The following is a 15,131-nucleotide window of genomic DNA, read 5'->3' as shown; positions in this document are numbered from 1 at the left end:
TTCGATTAGATGCCGAACTTGAATAGGGCATACCCTATCATTCCGCCAAACGTATTTAATAGAAGATCATCCACATCAAAGATGCCGATATTAAAGACAGTCAAAACAAAGACTTACTATAAAGGAAATACAGCATACCCTCTTTAGATTTATATATCCCTTTCCAATAACGAGAGGTAGAAATATACCAAAAGGAATGAATAATGCGATGTTTCCTAGCAAATTGAATATATTGTGATACGTCCTATTTTGGACAGCACTCACTATTTCATTAAGCGGTATGAAATTACCGAACAATAATAATCTATCCTTCATATTTACTGGGTTTTTTAGATTACTTTGAAGCTGTTCCAGAAGAAAAGTTATATCAATATGGCCAAATTTAAATAAAATGACTTTGGTTAGCAAAAATATATAACTAGCAAACAAAGCTGGAATAATGATATCCTGTATTACTATTTTCTTCATTTCTCTTGCCCATCACGTGCATGCACAGAAGAAAAAGCAGTCACGATGACTCCACCCATATTATCTCCAGATACTTCATACGCGTTGGCCTGTAGCTTAACCGTCTTTTTTGAGGATACAGGATAATAAGAGACTTCATATTCCACACCCGCTATGGTTCCCCCAATTTTCTTTTTCTCTTTTATATAAGTAAGGTATTCTTCCAATGTAAAATTCTTTTTCTGCATGATTCTACTATGGGGAAGACCAACATAGCGGAAATGCCATGGCTCATATTCTATTCCTGTAATAGCCTTTTTATTTTCCGGATAACGTAAAATAAAACCGTATTTCGAGGCATTCTTTTGCAGCCACCTTCCTTCCGGGGCTTCATTCATACCTGATAAGGTGGAGCCTATATCAAGTGATAACCCTAAGTTGTGCTCACTATAGCCAGCTGGTAAAGCAAATGCAGACCCCTTTTCTTGATAGAGCTGACTTTGCTCCTCTTCATTCCGATACCCGCTGCTAATCATGAAATGACGGACATTGTCTTTTTCAGCCGCACGAACCATTTCCAAGAATTTCTCTGCCACACCCTGTGACAAGCGAATCCTTTCGTCCAACAGACCATATCCCTCTATTAGTTCTTTGTGTTGAAATAGATTAACCACATCAGATTTGATCCCTCCCCGATGTACAGGATGTTCCTTATTGACCAATAACAAATTCCCTTGGTAAACCTGATCCTTAGCTATTTCTAACGTTCCACTCTCCTTCGGAACCCTTAGACCATGTCTTTCATCAATAATTTGAAAATCACCGTCAGATTTATATTCGTTTACTTCACGTGCAAACAGCAAAAATAAAACAAACAAAAAAACCCACTTCTTCATGAACAGTCCTCCTTACCTTCTTTCTATAGGTTAGGAAAAATAGTTTAAAAAAATAGTGGGGAAATTATAAAATTTTTCTTAAATCACTGCGGTAATCGCACTTCAAATAGAGTCTGTACAGAATCGCTTTTAACGGATATCGTTCCATTATGCTGTTCGACAATATTTTTTGCGATGAATAAACCGAGACCCGTGCTTCCATCTTTATGGGACCGCGCCTTATCATTTGTGTAGAACATATCAAAAACATAAGGTAGTTCTTCCTCAGGTATACAAGTTCCATAGTTGATAACTTGCACCACAACCTCCCCTTTATCAGTGAAACCAAGGATATCCACGAACTGTCCATCGTTTCCATAACGTACGGCATTGGTCAATAAGTTTTCGAATACACGCGCCAATAGGTCGCCATCACCTGAAATATCTAAATGCGATGGAAGAGTCAATCTTGCACTCAAGTGGTTTTTTTCGAAGAGTGGATATAGTTCTTCACTTAATTGAATGAGCAATTCACTTAAATTGAGGGATTTTTTCTCTAATGGAAGCATGCCATAGTTCATTCTGGTTATTTCAAAAAGTTCATCAATAAGTTTCTCTAAACGTTGGGATTTCGTATAAGCAATCTTCGTAAAATGCCTGATTCGTTCTGCAGGTAAATCTTCTTCTCGAAGGATAAAGTCCAAATATCCCAAAACGGAAGTTAGAGGTGTACGTAAATCATGGGCCAAGTTCAGAACCAATTGATCCTTACTGCTTTCTGCAAAATCGCCTCTTTCTACGGCTTCTTGTAATTTCTCACTTGCCCGGTTAATATCTTCCGCTATATCCTGGAACTCATCTTTTGATAAGATGTCGACTCTGCTTTTAAAGTCACCATTTGCGAGATCATTGATTCCATTGGAAATCTTATTAAAGTATGTCGCATAAGGTTTTGTAAGGAAAAAGAAGAATAGTATCGAAAGTGGGATAAAAATGATTAAAAAGAAGTTTAGATCTCCATATATATTCATGATCAAACGCAAACGGAACAATGGATCTTCGACCTTTACATTCGTATGATAATAAAGTTGAAGCCCTTTATATATCAGGAAGGTAATGGTTCCGGCTATCAACATACTCAATGCAAGCAATACAATCATTTTAGCCCGGAAGCTTCGTAACATGTCAGCCATTGAATTTATATCCCACTCCCCAAACTGTCGTGATGAACTTGTTTTTATTTTTATCCTCGCCAAGCTTTTTCCTTAGCGTACGAATATGAACCATGACAGTATTATTGCCCATTTCATAATACGCTTCGCCCCATACATTTTGAAAAATACTTTCCGCACTAAATACTTTTTGGGAATGACCGGCTAAGAGAACCAAAATATCGAATTCCTTCGGAGTTAGTTCGATGGCTTCATCATATAGTATCACTTTGCGCTGATCCGGATAAATGATCAAACCGCCGACTTCCAATATAGATTCGTTTTCGTTTGAAACTTGATTCAACTGCATTGCCCGTCGCAATTGCGCATTCACGCGTGCGACCAATTCCATTGGGTTGAAAGGCTTGGTCATATAATCGTCCGCCCCCATCACCAATCCGGAGATTTTATCCAGATCGGAACTTTTTGCACTAAGAAAAATGATAGGCATTTGATATTTCGCTCTAATTTGACGGGTAACTTCATAGCCATTCAACTCCGGCATCATGATATCCAAGATGACCAAGTCTATCTTCTGATCGCTAATAACACGAATGGCCTCTTTCCCATCCGATACCTTGATATAGTTATATCCCTCTTTCTCCAAATGCAAAGCGACCAGGTCAGCAATTTCCACCTCATCATCAGCTATCAATATGGTAATCCGCTTCATCTGTATCTTACTCCCTTTTACATATTCCCATTACTTTAATTGTACTCCATTCCATTCCGATTTTCCAAATTGCTACTTGTGACCCATTATAACTGATATGCCTTTTCATTAACCAAGAACTTCATATACCTAACATCCATATTCACCTGAATATTTCAGTCCGATTCTTTATTTTTCTTGTATCTTAATTAAAAAAAGCCGACACTATTTTAAGTGACCGCTATTTTTTCAACTTTATCATTCAGTAAAAATCCAACAGTAATTTCGTGGAATTTTTCTTTAATACCCAGAAGTTCATATTCAATTCATAACTTCTTTGTATACTTCCTCATGTAAAGATCAAGAAAGGATGTATTTAAATATGCCAGAAGAAAAAAAACAAAAAGGATGGCGCCAGTTCATTCGGTTAGTTCAACAAACGAAGCCTTCTAAACTAATGATAGGGATTGCATTGGCATTAAGCCTAGGTACAACGGGTGTGGGTTTATTAGTCCCTTTATTCACAAAAAATTTAATTAATGATTTTTCGATCAGCTCACTAAGCACTGAACGGATCACCCTTCTCGTTCTTGCCATCATTGTTCAAGCATTGGCCAGTGGATTTTCCATCTATTTATTAAATCGGATCGGTCAATCTGTAGTGGCGGGTATCCGCGATCAACTATGGAAAAAAATACTCGTATTGCCCGTGAGTTATTTTGATGAACATCCGTCAGGCGAAACAGTCAGTCGAATGACAAATGATACAACAGTAGTGAAGGGATTAATCTCTGAGCACCTCTCTAATTTCGTTACAGGAATCATTTCCATCGTAGGTTCCATGATCGTGTTATTCGTACTGGATTGGAAAATGACATTATTGATGTTCACTGCAATTCCACTCTCTGTTTTGATATTAATGCCACTAGGGAAAAAAATGCATAAAATATCAAAAGGGATGCAGGACGAGACAGCAAGCTTCACCTCAGTCCTCCAGCAAGTGCTAACGGAAATCCGTCTTGTTAAAGCCTCAAATGCTGAAACTCTAGAATATGAAAATGGAAAAAAAGGAATCCATAAATTATTTCAATTCGGATTAAAAGAGGCAAAAATCCAATCGTTGATTGCGCCGCTAATGAGTTTTGTCATGATGGCATTACTCGTGCTGATTTTAGGTTATGGGGGAATGCGCGTTTCTTCAGGAGCCCTGACAGCTGGAGCCCTAGTTGCATTCATCATGTATCTTTTCCAAATAATCATGCCAATGGCTCAATTAGCCAGTTTCTTTACACAATTTCAAAAAGCCACGGGTGCAACTGAGCGCATCATTTCCATTTTGGATTCAGTAGAGGAGGAAGATGCGAAGCAGCCAGTTCAGAATATAAGTCAATCAATCACCGTGGATCACCTGAACTATAGTTACAATAATGGAGAACAGGTACTTAAAGATATAAGCTTTAACGTTGAATCCGGTAAGGTCACAGCAATTGTCGGACCAAGCGGCAGCGGCAAAACGACCCTTTTCTCATTATTCGAGCGTTTCTACAAACCACAGCAAGGCTCCATTTCCATAGGCGGGAAATCCATAAATGATTTCACACTGCTTTCATGGAGAAGCCAGATTGGGTATGTTTCACAAGAAAGTCCGATTGTATCTGGCACAATTCGAGATAATATCTGTTATGGAATCGATCGGGATATAACAGATGAGGAATTAAATCAAGTAGCTAAAATGGCGTATGCAGATCAATTTATTTCTGAGCTTCCTAACGGATATGATACAGAGGTTGGCGAAAGGGGCATGAAATTATCCGGCGGTCAAAGACAAAGAATTGCAATCGCCCGAGCATTTTTAAGAAACCCAAAAATACTGATGCTTGATGAAGCTACCTCCAGCCTGGACAGCAAATCAGAAAAAGTTGTTCAACAGGCGTTAAATGAATTAATGAAAGGCAGAACAACAATAGTTATTGCTCACCGCCTATCGACCGTTGTTGGTTCAGATCAAATCATCTTTCTGGAAAAAGGGAAAATAACGGGCAGCGGAACACATAAGGAGCTATATAAAACGCACTCATTATATCGCGAATTCGCTGAACAACAGTTAAACAAACTTGAACTCGCCTAATTTACCGAAAGGAAAGAAGACGGATGACAAAAATACTAATTGTCGATGATGATGCACATATTCGTGAACTTATACAACTCTTGTTAAGAAAAGAAGGATTTGATCTATATGAAGCCTCAGATGGACTGGAAGCATTGAAAGTAATGGAGAAAGTGAAAATCGATTTGGCAGTCATCGATATTATGATGCCTAACATGGATGGATGGCAATTATGCAAAGAGTTACGGGAATTTAGTGATATCCCCATTTTAATGCTGACTGCAAAAGGGGAAACAACACAGAAAGTAAAAGGTTTCGGGCTTGGGGCAGATGATTATCTTGTAAAGCCATTTGAACCGATCGAATTGGTTCTGAGAATAAAGGCATTACTAAAACGCTATAAAATTACTATTTCACAAACATTAAATATCGGCGAATTAAAGATGAATCGCAACACACATGAAATTTCATTCAAAGAACAGGAATATACGATTCCCTTAAAAGAATTCGAATTGTTGTTTAAATTAGCAAGCTATCCTGGAAAAACTTTTTCCAGGGAAAATCTTATCGAAGACATTTGGGGCTATGATTATGAAGGTGATGAACGAACTGTCGATGTCCATATTAAAAGAGTGAGAGAACGGTTTCCAGAATTGGAATTCCCCTTCCGGATTAAAACGATTTGGGGATTAGGCTACCGTTTGGAGATAACTAGATGAGAGACAATCGATTTTACAAACAAATGCTTGGCATACTGTTTTTTCTTACGTTTATTTCAATTTGCTTTTCGGCCGGTTACTATATCATTGAACTATTGCCCTTAAGATTAACCGATTATGTTCGGTTTCTGACCACTATCATGACAAGCATCGCAATCATGATATCCATCGGTTATCTTATCCGCGCTATCCATCACAATAAACGGGTAAATATTTACCTCGAGATCATAGATGCCTTAAGGAAAATAGCAAATGGCGATTATAATGTACAATTGGATTTTAAAATGGATAAGAAAAACGAAATGACCGATATCATTAACCACTTCAATCACATGGCCAAGCAATTGAAGCAAATGGAAGAGATGCGGCAGGAATTCATCTCTAACGTCTCTCACGAAATACAGTCGCCCCTAACCTCCATTGTAGGATTTGCCCAGGCTCTTCAATTTAATAAGCTGACAACCGAAGAACGAAATCATTATCTTCATATAATTGAGACAGAAAGCCGGAGATTATCTAAATTAAGTGATAACCTTCTAAAGCTTACATCCCTTGAATCCGACCATCATCCTTTTGAAAGGACCGATTTCCGGCTCGATCAGCAAATACGAACCATTATTTTGGCATGTGAACCGGCTTGGTTGGAAAAAGAACTCGAATTGGATATATCCTTAGAAAAGGTTCCAATAGTTGCAGACCAGGACTTAATGAGCCAAGTATGGACGAATTTAATACACAATAGTATCAAGTTCACCCGCCATCGCGGAAAGATCACGATTCGATTACAACAGATTGATGACCGGGCATCCATAACGATATCCGACAATGGAATCGGCATTTCCGAAAAAGACCAGTTCCATATATTCGAGCGATTCTATAAAGCCGACCTGGCAAGGGAACGCTCAAAAAGCGGCAGCGGTCTAGGTCTATCCATCGTGAAAAGAATTTTAGAGATGCATGAAGGGACCATATCCGTGGAAAGTGAACTCGAAAAGGGAACTACTTTTACGATTCTGCTTCCTATTTCATAAAAACCAGCTGACTTGTCAGCTGGTTTAATTCTATTTGTAGTTATTGTTGCTTCAGATTAATATCCGATCACATTTTTGGCCTTCCGTAGAATTAAAATGAAAGCTAAATAAAATCACCTATCCTGGATAGCTTTTTGAGGAATTAAAATTTGAACGTTACTTTCCACTTTGTTTTAAGATGAGTTCGAGGTCAATCTTCCATTAATTTATATTTCAGAAAACCAAGCATTTCGAAGTACGGCAATTCCTTTTTCTATCTCTTCTTCTGAAAGTCCGCCAAAACCGATCATCACCAATGAAGGCTCCGTCTCCTTTCCATCCATAATGGGCCGTTCTGCTTCATTTCTTAACAAATATTCCGGTAGACTACTTAGAAAAGGCAGTAGATAGAGATATTACTTGAAAGAGTTATGTGCAATATGTTACCTCTTTTTTTCTTTTTCAATATTAGAGATGATTATTTTGATATTTTTAAATAAATCCGTCTGATAATAAACCCTATTCCTGCAATCGCCAATAACAGAATAATTGTTCCAACCAAACTAAAATTGTTTAAAACTTTAATCACCTTCTTTACTATATAAAAAATTATTTAGCAGTAACTCCGAGTGCCCCGCCACTATAACTAATAGTCGCTTCAGCATAAGTTGTCGAATATGCTACAGAGGCTGTATATGGATATGTTTGTTTAAGTGCACAAGACTTTCCAGAAGTGCATGACACTGTTAAGGTTTTATCTTGCACCTTACCAACACCACCAGATCCAACTAATCCATAGGCAGTATGTCTAATTTTTGTAGTGATTTTTGTAGGAGTTCCTTTGGTAACTGTTGTCGTTACATTACCACCAAAAGAATTATTAACAATTCCATGATTTGATGATACAGATCCTTTCAAATTTGCACTAATTTTTGAATTAGAATTACTTCCTAAGACGGTGGCAGTTTTTACAGGCATGATAGGAGAGTTTGATGTCTTCGCATAAAGATTCAGCATCGTCAAAACTTAATTCTTCACCAACATCGTAGTAATCTGATATTTCTGATAATTTTTGATAAATTCCTTCTTGTGTTAAATCCTTTTGAAGACTCTCAGCTGAAGAATTTACTTCTGGAAAACATACTAACATAACAAATACTGCAATGATTGGCCAAATGGTCTTTTTCATTTGAATCCCCCTTTAATAAATATCTTAAAGTAGTTTGGTTGCAATATTTTTAATTTTTATATCTTCACTTTATCAAAAATCAATAGCACAAGGAGTTCCAATTTTGGAACTCCTTGTGCTACTTTTGAGCTATAAAAGAGATTTATTTATGAAAGTAGTCCTCAGGGATTGGCAGCATATTTAACCTTTATAATATATATTGTCAGGAAAAGAACATACATCAAAAACAACAAAATAATATATCTATCAAAGAATTTAACTTTTTCATTTTGAAATTGATTATTTTTTCTTACTTTTATAAATAAGAAAGTTAATATAGATAGAAAAAGTATTAAACCAGTTATGGTGGTAATTGGAGACACCATTACCTTAAAATAAGTTACAGTAACCTTTTCCGGGAAATGCATGATGATCCTCATTATTTCATTCACTAAAAAGTGAAAAAAGATAGCCGGGACGATACTTCCAGTATAGATGGTTAATAGTGCAAGAGAAATACCCATTACAAATGCAAAAACCAAATTTCCCACCGTCATATGATAAATGCTAAAAATAAGAGCACTTAAAATTATGGCCGATTTTATGTTCATTCTCTGATATTGTTTTAATAATATACCCCTAAAAAGAATTTCTTCACTAATTGCCACTGAAAAGCCAATCATGATAATGCTGTAAAAACTTATGTTTTTACTACTCTCCATAAGTGTACCAACAATTTTTTCAGCAGTAAGCCATTCGCCAGTTAGTAGATAATATTGGGTCCTACCAAAAAACACAGTTAGCATGTGAGTTATACTACCCATTAAAATACCAAGAAGAATATATTTTACATGTACCTTTTTAAGCTGAATGCTAGATAAGGTTATTTTTTTCTTTTTTAAGAAAAGAAAAAGCATATAGATAATAACCAGTTTACTTATAAAGAAAAATAATTGTTTGTTTATTTGCAAAAAAAGTTCTTGTAATATAAGTTGTGTAAAAGGAAAAATAATCATAATTAGTATTGTTATATATAATATAAAGCGATGAGTTTGTTTAATATCAGTATCCATTCTTACCCCTTTGTGATACGATATTTTCAAATTCTAAAAAAACCTTTTTAGAATAAGGGTTTCATTTACACTATTGCCAACTTATTTTGTTGCTACTTTTTTATATTTAATGTAGGTTTCATTTCTTTGTTCTGATTTTATCAAATTCCCAGTTGGACTATATGTTTTTAGTGTTCCAGTCAATTTCCATGTTTCTTTGTATTGATTCCATTTTTTCGTTGCCGAATATATCTTTTCTCCGCCGCCAGAAATAACTAATTTACCGTATATTTCCACCTTGAAGGTAAGGTTAAGACTCCATTTTGTAGTATCAGTCACTTTTTTTGTGAAAGACACTTGATTGTCGTTTATCTGTGGCTGTTTTCCAAGTATATCGATTACAAGTAGCACACACTGGAGATATACCAATTCTATTATTAGTTATTTCTCCTGTTTTTTCATCTACATGTATAGGTATTTCTTGACCTAAAAGTACATCAGCGCCTGATAGAGTTGTATATTCTGACAGAAACTCACCTGATTGGCTTTCCTCTTTTAAATCAACTTCTTTAGTTGGAGAACTTGCAAAGGTTGATGAATTAAATCCAAACAAAAATACAGGAATTATTAATATAAAAATATATAGTAACTTCTTCATTTCTTCACCCCACCTAATATTTTTTCCTTAAATACCCACTATGAATTTTGTTTTAATATTTTAAGTAGTTTGGTTGTAATATTTGTATATCTCGATTTTATCAAAAACCAAAAGCACAAGGAGTTCCAAATTTGGAACACCCTGTGCTTTTTTTGAATTTAAAACTATTTATGAATCGCAACCGTAAAGGTGAGGTCATAAGGACCGAGGAATCTGCCTTTTTGCCTATGGAGTTAGATCAGACGGCAGATATGAGATATTATAACCTAAGGACCACATCGTTTCACTTTTTATATGAATAAACCCCGAATAATGGACACTTTAATAGAGGGTCAACTCACCCTTAATAATCAGCTTTTATTATTTCCGCCAAAAAGTTGAACAGTCTGTCTTATCAAAAATATTAAACTCGATCATTTTTTCAAGTAATGAGTAATCAACCGGATTATCCCACTTGATACGTACCAACTGCTTGGTGTGATCATAGCCAGCCTGCACGATTTCATCAGAGAAATGATCGATCCCTGCCTTTTCAGGGGCAACAGCCAAATGATGTTTGGCTACGCTAAAGCCAATGATATATGTGTCATGATCGGTAAACATAGGCTGATTCCACGCAATTTTCGGCATTAAATTTGGAAATTTCTTAGTTACCCAAGCCAAGACTTCTTCCGTTCGTTCCCTATGTTGCGGGTTATCAATATTCGCTAAAAATTCTGCAAAAACTTCCATGTCATTCTCTCCTAAATTAAAAAAATTTTATGAAGACTTCATTTTCAACAATGCACCATAGGAAGATCTTTAACTTTGCTCTAATGAATGCCGTGATTCCCTACCGATGGATGTAATAGATTGCATTAAACAACTTTATTGTCACTGCACATCGTTTCCTATTCCTTAGCCTGCTTTAATCCACTTATCAACTTGAGAGGTTCTCGTTATTTTAGACATTAAAAATACCCCTTTGGCTAATCATAGCCAAAGGGGTAAAGCTTCGCAACTTTTTATAAACAGTTAATCTTTATTTAGATCTACTTAACTTCGTTAAGGAAAAAATCTTGTATTATTGTACCTCTACGACAAAAGTATAAGAAGAGTCTCCATTTGACCATTTAGCGTTAATTTCAATTACATACTTTCCTTTTTCCGACGGTAAGGTTATATGGTGTTGATTCAAAGATAATTCTTCACCACGTTTTTCTTCTTCCCATAAATAAGCCTGTAATTGTGGTTGGGAACCATCATTAAACTCTACATTTGCTACTGAACTTTGTTCAACTATTTTCGCTTTCATATCTTCAGCTATTTGAAATGGTGCAGCAGCATCGGCGATAACCGTAGTTTTAGAGAGTAAGCTCTTTTTCTCCCACTGATAAGTACCTCTAGCTGTTTCGATACTTTCATCATTTATTTTCACTATCACTTCTGGTGGTTCTTCTTTGGTTTCATTTGAACAACCTACTACTATAAGTAAGAACAGCATGAAAAAATATTTCTTATTTTTCACATTAATCCCACCTTTTATTCTGTTAGACGTTAACTATTTATAAAAGTTACACGCCTTCTTATACTATCCTGTAACGTTATTTGAAAAAATAGAGCATTAACGATGTCCAATTTATGCCACCGTTAGCCAATCATGCTCCGCTGGTAATGAGGCGACATAAAAAAGACTTGATCCAATAAAAATTGGATCAAGTCTTTCATAATAGCACGTTTTGTTAAACAACAATGTGTCAGTACCGAACTTTTTTGTCATTTAACTGTAGGGTTAAAATAAAGTTTGGTCAAAAGTGTGCTGCAAAAGCTGAATTTATAATAGAAGAAACCCACACATTTTGAACAAAATTATCAAAATGTGGATTTGATATTTTTAGGTTATATAGATTTTTATAAAAAAGATTGATTATAAATACACGGATTCTTTTAAATGAATTAACTTCCAATAAGCACGTATGATTATAAGTAGTACCATTCTTGTTATTCTAAATGGTTTACGTATCTTGAATAATCGAATTTAATCAACTGTACCTCATTAAAAAGCCGACCATTTTGAACGAATGGTCGGGCTTTACTATAGAACTTTTTTCAATTGTTGCTTCTTTGAATAAACGTTAAAAGGTGTTGGAGGTGTTGGAAATGAATCGAGTTACGTCCTTTTCTCCATGCTTTGATTGATTCTATAACAAGTTCTATAAATGTTTTATAATTTTCATAATCATCTTCCAATATTAAGTCATAATCTTTGATAAACATGATAAATTGATACGTTTTCGTTTAATCCTCATCACTTGTAATCGGAACTTTATTGTACGGATAATCAGAAAAATTCGAAACGAAGTCAAAACCTATTCCGTCATGGCCTACCCAAAGATAATATCTATCTTTTGTTATCGTTTTTGTATAGTCCAAAATAAATCTTGCTAAACCAATGTCACTCGTAAAATCCATTTCTATTGTTTTCTCAGTAGAAAACAAAATACTCTCATTGTTAAAAGCGTCCAAATAGGCTATAGGAAAATAATTGACTAGTTCTTCAATATTATTTATTTCTACTAAATGATGATAATTTCTAGGCGAAACTTTCGATGTTTTTGCACCTTTCGATATATTAATTTCCATCGAACCACTAATTCCATGCAAATAAATCGGATACTTATTTAATTTTTTTAAAAATTCTTCTAAGCTTTGGCTATAACTCGTAGTTAAATCCTCTTCAACTGAATCAATACAAAAATAAAAATTAATCATCCCTCTCTTCTCAGATTTAAAAATATATGAAAAACCATCTCCAACTAAAAAATCATTTAATGATATTTCCATTACCATACCACCTTATAATTTGCTGATGTTTTTATATAGACATTAGTTGGTATAAATTAAGCTATAATGTAATGCACCCCTGATTTATAATGATAATGCCAAATTCCTTTTCCATATTGCTTACTGGTTTTCTTTCCCCATTTTTTAAAATATTTAGAAGCTTTTTGAACCATATATTGTTAAAGCTGCTCCTCCATATCTCTTTATTAAAGGTTTTGCCAAAAAAAGTAATGCTTGAGCAATATATTTTGCAATTTCCCCATCTGGATCTGTATACATTACGGGAATATTATTCTAATCTGCACCGATTCCTGTTCCACGGCCTTCCTTAATCCACTTTTCAATGTTAGATGTTCTTTTTCTTTTTGACATAAAAACACCCCTTTAGATAATCATATCTAAAGGGGTAAAACGGTCGAACTTTATTTTAAACGGTTAAACTTTATTTTAAATCTACAAAACATACGTTGCATTCATTCCAACTTACTCAACCGTTACACTTTTCGCAAGGTTACGTGGTTTATCCACGTCACATTCGCGGTGCAAGGCAGCGTAGTAAGCAATGAGCTGCAGCGGGATAACAGAGATAAGGGGTGTTAATAGTTCATTCACTTCCGGGATGACGAAACGGTCATCCTCTTCTTCCAGACCCTTCATGGAAATGATGCAAGGGTTGGCGCCGCGGGCAACCACTTCTTTAACATTTCCACGGATGCTTAGGTTGACGCCTGCTTGAGTGGCAAGGGCTATGACAGGTGTACCTTCTTCAATCAAGGCGATCGTTCCGTGTTTAAGCTCTCCGCCAGCAAAGCCTTCTGCCTGGATGTATGATATCTCCTTCAGCTTAAGGGCCCCTTCAAGAACAACATAGTAGTCAAGGGAACGGCCAATGAAGAAGCAGTTTCTTGTAACGGACAAATATTCACGGGCAATGGCTTCCATCTCTTCTTTCGAATCACAGAGGGCTTCCATTGCTGTCGCAACGATTCCAAGCTCTTTTACAAGGTCGAAATCATACTCCATTTTACGGAATTGGCCAGTTACATTTGCTAATATGGACAGGACTGCCACTTGAGCTGTGTAAGCCTTTGTAGAGGCCACGGCTATTTCAGGGCCAGCATGCAGCAAGAGCGTATAATCCGCTTCACGTGACAATGTAGAGCCCGGTACGTTCGTGATGGTCAGAGCTTTATGACCAAGCGCTTTGATGGACACTAATACGGCACGGCTATCTGCAGTTTCACCACTTTGTGAAATAAAGATGAATAACGGTTTTTTCGATAATAACGGCATATTGTAAGTGAATTCCGATGCCACATGGACCTCAACCGGAATTTCAGTCATTTTTTCGATGAACTGCTTACCAATCAATCCTGCATGATAGCTGGTTCCGCAAGCGATGATATAAATTCGGTCAGCCTCACTTACCGCTTCAGTAATGCTATAATCGATTGCAAGTTTACCTTCTTCATTTTGGTATGCTTGAATGATTTTACGTATGACAGCTGGCTGCTCGTCGACTTCTTTAAGCATATAGTGAGGATACGTACCTTTTTCAATATCACTTGCATCCAGTTCAGCAGTATATGGAGCTCGCATAACTTCTTCGTTGGAAAGGTTCTTGATCGTTACCTTTTCACTTGTCACGATAACCATTTCTTTATCCATCAGTTCAAGGAATTGATCTGTGACTTGCAACATGGCCATTGCATCTGAAGCGATAACGTTAAAATCATTTCCCACACCGATCAGCAGCGGGCTTTTATTTTTTGCGACAAAAATGGTTTCATCATTTTCAGCATCCAAAAGGGCAATGGCATATGAGCCTTCTAATAGAGTGAGTGTTTGACGGAACGCCTCTTCCACTTCCATACCATCGTTTACGAACTTCTCAATTAGTTGAACGATGACTTCCGTATCCGTTTCGCTTTTAAAGGCAACATCCTTCAAATATTCACGTTTTAGAATCGCATAGTTTTCAATGACCCCATTATGAACTAAAGTCAAGCGACCTGAATTACTTTGGTGAGGATGAGCATTCTCACGGCTTGGCACACCATGGGTGGCCCAGCGTGTATGTCCTATTCCAGTATATGCAATAGTGTTATCATCCACGGCACCGCGTAAGTCCGCGATTCGTCCCTTTTCCTTGAAGATTGTCACGCCTGCATCATTTTTCACAGCAATCCCTGAAGAGTCATATCCGCGGTATTCAAGTTTTTCAAGACCTTTTAATAAAATTTCCTTTGCATCACTAAGTCCAATATATCCAACAATTCCACACATAATTTCTGTTCCTCCAACCGATTCGAGGGAACAGGAATGCACGGGGGCATCCCTGCCCCCTCATCTCTAATATATTTTTATAAAGGAAATGCCCTAAAGCACTTTTTCCCATTGTGCATTTCC

The 15,131-nt window shown here is 36.3% G+C and carries 18 protein-coding genes and 1 pseudogene; 3 read left to right on the top strand and 16 right to left on the bottom strand.

From position 1 onward, the window contains the following. Positions 1-5: 5 nt before the first annotated feature. The 5 genes from ABIE66_RS00980 to ABIE66_RS00960 form a co-directional block, all read right to left on the bottom strand. Positions 6-104, bottom strand: coding sequence for a VanZ family protein (locus ABIE66_RS00980; RefSeq protein ID WP_370013603.1), 99 nt, complete (start codon positions 102-104; stop codon positions 6-8). Further along, positions 91-468, bottom strand: coding sequence for a VanZ family protein (locus ABIE66_RS00975; protein ID WP_370013602.1), 378 nt, complete (start codon positions 466-468; stop codon positions 91-93). Before ABIE66_RS00975 ends, ABIE66_RS00980 begins: the two co-directional genes overlap by 14 nt. Continuing rightward, the gene (locus ABIE66_RS00970; RefSeq protein WP_370013601.1) at positions 465-1,343 is read right to left on the bottom strand and encodes a M15 family metallopeptidase; all 879 of its coding nucleotides are present in this window, start codon (positions 1,341-1,343) and stop codon (positions 465-467) included. The genes ABIE66_RS00975 and ABIE66_RS00970 overlap by 4 nt, the downstream gene beginning before the upstream one ends. Before the next feature lie 83 nt (positions 1,344-1,426). Next, on the bottom strand, positions 1,427-2,515 hold the full coding sequence (locus ABIE66_RS00965) for a HAMP domain-containing sensor histidine kinase (RefSeq protein ID WP_144480959.1): 1,089 nt from the start codon (positions 2,513-2,515) through the stop codon (positions 1,427-1,429). Beyond that, positions 2,508-3,206, bottom strand: coding sequence for a response regulator transcription factor (locus ABIE66_RS00960; RefSeq protein WP_370013600.1), 699 nt, complete (start codon positions 3,204-3,206; stop codon positions 2,508-2,510). The genes ABIE66_RS00965 and ABIE66_RS00960 overlap by 8 nt, the downstream gene beginning before the upstream one ends. A 361-nt stretch (positions 3,207-3,567) precedes the next feature. On the opposite strand from ABIE66_RS00960, the gene ABIE66_RS00955 reads away from it, so the two are divergent. The 3 genes from ABIE66_RS00955 to ABIE66_RS00945 are packed head-to-tail and all read left to right on the top strand — an operon-like array spanning position 3,568 to position 7,042. Next, positions 3,568-5,313: an ABC transporter ATP-binding protein gene (locus ABIE66_RS00955; RefSeq protein ID WP_370013599.1), complete on the top strand. Its 1,746-nt coding sequence runs from the start codon at positions 3,568-3,570 to the stop codon at positions 5,311-5,313. Positions 5,314-5,336: 23 nt separating this feature from the next. Continuing rightward, positions 5,337-6,011: a response regulator gene (locus ABIE66_RS00950; RefSeq protein ID WP_370013598.1), complete on the top strand. Its 675-nt coding sequence runs from the start codon at positions 5,337-5,339 to the stop codon at positions 6,009-6,011. Beyond that, positions 6,008-7,042, top strand: coding sequence for a sensor histidine kinase (locus ABIE66_RS00945; protein ID WP_370013597.1), 1,035 nt, complete (start codon positions 6,008-6,010; stop codon positions 7,040-7,042). The genes ABIE66_RS00950 and ABIE66_RS00945 overlap by 4 nt, the downstream gene beginning before the upstream one ends. Before the next feature lie 588 nt (positions 7,043-7,630). On the opposite strand, the gene ABIE66_RS00940 is transcribed toward ABIE66_RS00945, so the two are convergent. The 11 genes and pseudogenes from ABIE66_RS00940 to glmS all read right to left on the bottom strand — a co-directional run bounded on the left by ABIE66_RS00940 (position 7,631) and on the right by glmS (position 15,008). Beyond that, complete coding sequence (locus tag ABIE66_RS00940; protein WP_370013596.1) at positions 7,631-7,999, bottom strand: hypothetical protein; 369 nt, start codon at positions 7,997-7,999, stop codon at positions 7,631-7,633. Continuing rightward, the gene (locus tag ABIE66_RS00935; RefSeq protein ID WP_370013595.1) at positions 7,965-8,210 is read right to left on the bottom strand and encodes a hypothetical protein; all 246 of its coding nucleotides are present in this window, start codon (positions 8,208-8,210) and stop codon (positions 7,965-7,967) included. The genes ABIE66_RS00940 and ABIE66_RS00935 overlap by 35 nt, the downstream gene beginning before the upstream one ends. Before the next feature lie 161 nt (positions 8,211-8,371). Then, positions 8,372-9,262, bottom strand: a complete 891-nt coding sequence (locus tag ABIE66_RS00930; protein WP_370013594.1) for a CPBP family intramembrane glutamic endopeptidase — start codon at positions 9,260-9,262, stop codon at positions 8,372-8,374. A gap of 81 nt (positions 9,263-9,343) precedes the next feature. Beyond that, a complete protein-coding gene (locus tag ABIE66_RS00925; protein WP_370013593.1) occupies positions 9,344-9,580 on the bottom strand; it encodes a hypothetical protein in 237 nt (78 codons plus the stop codon). Then, the gene (locus tag ABIE66_RS00920) at positions 9,573-9,899 is read right to left on the bottom strand and encodes a hypothetical protein (protein ID WP_370013592.1); all 327 of its coding nucleotides are present in this window, start codon (positions 9,897-9,899) and stop codon (positions 9,573-9,575) included. The genes ABIE66_RS00925 and ABIE66_RS00920 overlap by 8 nt, the downstream gene beginning before the upstream one ends. Positions 9,900-10,259: 360 nt before the next feature. Then, positions 10,260-10,631, bottom strand: a complete 372-nt coding sequence (locus tag ABIE66_RS00915) for an iron chaperone (RefSeq protein WP_370013591.1) — start codon at positions 10,629-10,631, stop codon at positions 10,260-10,262. 331 nt (positions 10,632-10,962) lie between these two features. After that, entirely contained in the window at positions 10,963-11,406 is a 444-nt protein-coding gene (locus ABIE66_RS00910) for a hypothetical protein (RefSeq protein ID WP_370013590.1), read from the bottom strand. 770 nt (positions 11,407-12,176) lie between these two features. Then, positions 12,177-12,722, bottom strand: coding sequence for a hypothetical protein (locus tag ABIE66_RS00905; RefSeq protein WP_370013589.1), 546 nt, complete (start codon positions 12,720-12,722; stop codon positions 12,177-12,179). 153 nt (positions 12,723-12,875) lie between these two features. Continuing rightward, positions 12,876-13,001: a hypothetical protein gene (locus ABIE66_RS00900; protein ID WP_370013588.1), complete on the bottom strand. Its 126-nt coding sequence runs from the start codon at positions 12,999-13,001 to the stop codon at positions 12,876-12,878. 18 nt (positions 13,002-13,019) lie between these two features. Next, positions 13,020-13,094 (bottom strand): annotated as a pseudogene (locus ABIE66_RS00895) (TnsA endonuclease N-terminal domain-containing protein); the annotation flags it as partial. A gap of 111 nt (positions 13,095-13,205) precedes the next feature. After that, complete coding sequence (gene glmS, locus ABIE66_RS00890; RefSeq protein ID WP_370013587.1) at positions 13,206-15,008, bottom strand: glutamine--fructose-6-phosphate transaminase (isomerizing); 1,803 nt, start codon at positions 15,006-15,008, stop codon at positions 13,206-13,208. Between the last annotated feature and the right edge of the window lie 123 nt (positions 15,009-15,131).

Source organism: Peribacillus sp. B2I2 (assembly GCF_041261685.1).
Classification (GTDB): Bacteria; Bacillota; Bacilli; order Bacillales; family DSM-1321; genus Peribacillus.
The sequence above is the reverse complement of the archived record's forward strand: the minus strand, read 5'-3'. Positions and strand labels throughout refer to the sequence as shown.

What these genes read in the sequence shown, in the direction of transcription:
- ABIE66_RS00975 (WP_370013602.1), bottom strand. Translation starts at nt 468, where the DNA reads ATGAAGAAAATAGTAATACAGGATATCATTATTCCAGCTTTGTTTGCT.
- ABIE66_RS00970 (WP_370013601.1), bottom strand. Translation starts at nt 1,343, where the DNA reads ATGAAGAAGTGGGTTTTTTTGTTTGTTTTATTTTTGCTGTTTGCACGT.
- ABIE66_RS00965 (WP_144480959.1), bottom strand. Translation starts at nt 2,515, where the DNA reads ATGGCTGACATGTTACGAAGCTTCCGGGCTAAAATGATTGTATTGCTT.
- ABIE66_RS00960 (WP_370013600.1), bottom strand. Translation starts at nt 3,206, where the DNA reads ATGAAGCGGATTACCATATTGATAGCTGATGATGAGGTGGAAATTGCT.
- ABIE66_RS00955 (WP_370013599.1), top strand. Translation starts at nt 3,568, where the DNA reads ATGCCAGAAGAAAAAAAACAAAAAGGATGGCGCCAGTTCATTCGGTTA.
- ABIE66_RS00950 (WP_370013598.1), top strand. Translation starts at nt 5,337, where the DNA reads ATGACAAAAATACTAATTGTCGATGATGATGCACATATTCGTGAACTT.
- ABIE66_RS00945 (WP_370013597.1), top strand. Translation starts at nt 6,008, where the DNA reads ATGAGAGACAATCGATTTTACAAACAAATGCTTGGCATACTGTTTTTT.
- ABIE66_RS00940 (WP_370013596.1), bottom strand. Translation starts at nt 7,999, where the DNA reads ATGCCTGTAAAAACTGCCACCGTCTTAGGAAGTAATTCTAATTCAAAA.
- ABIE66_RS00935 (WP_370013595.1), bottom strand. Translation starts at nt 8,210, where the DNA reads ATGAAAAAGACCATTTGGCCAATCATTGCAGTATTTGTTATGTTAGTA.
- ABIE66_RS00930 (WP_370013594.1), bottom strand. Translation starts at nt 9,262, where the DNA reads ATGGATACTGATATTAAACAAACTCATCGCTTTATATTATATATAACA.
- ABIE66_RS00920 (WP_370013592.1), bottom strand. Translation starts at nt 9,899, where the DNA reads ATGAAGAAGTTACTATATATTTTTATATTAATAATTCCTGTATTTTTG.
- ABIE66_RS00915 (WP_370013591.1), bottom strand. Translation starts at nt 10,631, where the DNA reads ATGGAAGTTTTTGCAGAATTTTTAGCGAATATTGATAACCCGCAACAT.
- ABIE66_RS00905 (WP_370013589.1), bottom strand. Translation starts at nt 12,722, where the DNA reads ATGGAAATATCATTAAATGATTTTTTAGTTGGAGATGGTTTTTCATAT.
- ABIE66_RS00900 (WP_370013588.1), bottom strand. Translation starts at nt 13,001, where the DNA reads ATGTATACAGATCCAGATGGGGAAATTGCAAAATATATTGCTCAAGCA.
- glmS (WP_370013587.1), bottom strand. Translation starts at nt 15,008, where the DNA reads ATGTGTGGAATTGTTGGATATATTGGACTTAGTGATGCAAAGGAAATT.